This is a genomic window from Binatus sp. (SeqCode) (assembly GCF_036522015.1).
Taxonomy (GTDB): domain Bacteria; phylum Desulfobacterota; class Binatia; order Binatales; family Binataceae; genus Binatus.
This window is the reverse complement of record NZ_DATDGQ010000338.1, coordinates 1-2,478: the sequence shown is the minus strand read 5'-3', so window position 1 is coordinate 2,478 and position 2,478 is coordinate 1. Positions and strand designations below refer to the sequence as shown.

Sequence of the window (2,478 nt, the reverse complement as noted above, 5' to 3'; positions counted from 1 at the left end):
GAGCGGACCCAATCGGGATGCACGCCGCGCGCGACGTCGCGCGCAAACGCGGTGTATACGTAGCGATCGGCGAGCACGATCATGCCAGCTTTGAGCGGCGGCAGGATCTGGTAGGTCAGGCGGTCGGCGAAGTCCACCGCGTGCAGCAGCGAGAACGTCGTTGGCGTCAGTAGATTTTTTTTCTTGCCACGTTGCATCGAGCGCCGCACCAAGCGCGAGGAATTCCACTCGGTGAAGTGAACCGGGTAGCCGCGCGCGCGGAGCCATCGCTCGAGCAGCAGCAGTTGGGTCGATTTGCCGGAGCCGTCGATTCCCTCGACGCAGATCAAACGTCCCTTGTAGGGATGCGGAGTTTCGAGCAGAGTTTTGGGCGCAGTGCGGGTCCTGGGCCTGGAGCTGGTCGAAGACGGAGAGACGTGGCCGTTAGAGGAAGGAACGACCGCGGGCAGCTCTAACGCTGCAGGACCACCTGGCGATCCAGTAGCCTCGACAGGAGGTCGGTCCTTCTCTCGCATGTCCATAGTTCGAGGTCAGCCTTCTCGCGCTTCGAATCGACTCCGACGATCACACGACCCGGTGAATATCTGACCTCGATATTTTTAACCACACCGAAGTGGCTTCGATCCAGCGCGTCAGCGACACGCAAAATCGCGGCGAGGCCCCTGATCACACGGCGCTTGGCGGGGCTGAGCGATTTCAAATCCGGCGAATCGAGCTTCGGAGCCTGTTTGCGGTGTCCGCGAGCCGCCTGTGCGATGACCTCGATTTCGTCAGTGTCGAAGCCGAACAGCTCCGCATTGTTAATCAGGTAGTAAGAATGGCGATTGTGCCGGTCATGATCAATCGCGTGGCCTATGTCGTGGAGTAAAGCCCCGAATTCAAGGAGTTCTCGCGAGGACTTGGGCAGGCCCAAAACCGGCGCGGTCGCGTCGAAGAGCTTCAGGGCAAGCTTCGCGACCTGTTTGCCATGCTCGTTGGCGCCGGCGAACCGGGTAGCAAGCGCGCCGACCGAGCGGCGGCGGGCGTCGGCAGCGGAGCGCGAATCGATCTTATGCGCGAGTCCCAGCAGCACGCCCTCGCGCAGCGCCCAGGTGCACGCGACGAGCTCCGGCGCTCCGGATTTTTTCAAAATAAAGTTCACGAGCGTAGCCGCGGCGGGCATCAGGTCGACCCGCTTGGCGTCCATCCCGGGAAGATCGACGCGGAGTGCCGCGTTGGCCTCGACCAGGTCGCGCGACAGATCTGAAATCTCGCCGGCCGACGCGCTCGCTCCATGCAGGCGGCCCAGCTCCTCGCCGCGCGACGATCGCGCCATCGCGACGAGCGTGTTGATCGTGCCCGACGTTCCGATCGCGCGCACCACACCTGCGCGCTTCGCCTTGCGCATCAGCGGGCCGATCGCGCGTTCGAGATGCGCCTCGAGCCTGGTCAACTGCGCGCGCGTCGGCGGGTCGTCGAGCAGGAAGCGCTCGGCGAGTCGCGCCGCGCCGAGCTTTACGCTGCGCATCCAGAGTGGCTTACCGTCGCGCACCAACACCAGTTCGACGCTGCCGCCGCCGACATCGACGAGCAGATGAGGTCCGCCGTCGAGACCGAGGGCGTGGCGCGCGGCCTGGAAGATCAGGCGAGCCTCGTCGAGGCCGGAGATCACCTCAACCGTCAAGCCGGTCTCACGCTTGATGCGGCGGATAAATTCGGTGCGATTGCGCGCCTCGCGCACGGCGCTGGTCGCGACGGCGCGCAGACGGTCCACGCGGCGCACTCGCAGCAGGCGCTTGAAGTTCACCATCGCGCGCACCGCGAGGTCCATCGATTCAGTGGTAAGCCGGCCCGTCGTGAACGAGCGCCTTCCGAGGCGCACCATTTCCTTGACGCGGTCGACAACCTCGAGATGGCCCTCGCGGCTCACGTCGGCCACGATCATGTGGACCGAGTTGGATCCCACATCGATCGCTCCCAGCCGCATGGTTAGAAGGTACCGTCCCAAGCGCTCGATGTCATCCATATGACCCCACATCCGCACCGGCGCGGAAGAAATCGCGCACTCCACCTGCGCCGATTAGAAGCGACGCGCATTACACTGCGATGAACGCAGAGTGTCGAATTTGTTTTTCGCAGTATCATCGGAAATCCATCGAGCCTAGTCTGAAATGAGCACGCAGCACGGACGATTTGCTTGGCAGCCGCAGCTTCAACCCCGATTGGAACCGACTTTCCCGAGTACGGGTCCGCCAGCCACAAGTGGCTGATCGCGCTGGCCGTGATGCTCGGCACGACGCTCGAGGTGCTCGACACGTCGATCGTCAACGTCGCGCTGCCGCACATGCAGGGCAGCTTTTCGGCGAGCGTCGACGAGATTGCCTGGGTCTTGACGAGCTACCTGGTCGCCAACGGGATCATGCTGCCGATGACCGCATGGATTTCGTCCCGCTTCGGCCGCAAGCGTTATTTTCTGATCTCGGTGTTCGCGTTTATAAC

The 2,478-nt window shown here is 63.2% G+C and carries 3 protein-coding genes; 1 reads left to right on the top strand and 2 read right to left on the bottom strand.

What is annotated here, in order from left to right; genetic code table 11:
• Nucleotides 1-329: dTMP kinase (locus VIW95_RS14280; protein WP_331587678.1), on the bottom strand; the 329-nt coding region annotated here is incomplete at its 3' end.
• Nucleotides 330-451: 122 nt separating this feature from the next.
• Nucleotides 452-1,945, bottom strand: coding sequence for a Ppx/GppA phosphatase family protein (locus VIW95_RS14275; protein ID WP_331587676.1), 1,494 nt, complete (start codon nt 1,943-1,945; stop codon nt 452-454).
• A gap of 231 nt (nt 1,946-2,176) precedes the next feature.
• Between VIW95_RS14275 and VIW95_RS14270 the strand changes: the two genes are divergently transcribed.
• A partial coding sequence (locus VIW95_RS14270; protein ID WP_331587673.1) for an MFS transporter occupies nt 2,177-2,478 on the top strand: 302 nt, incomplete at its 3' end.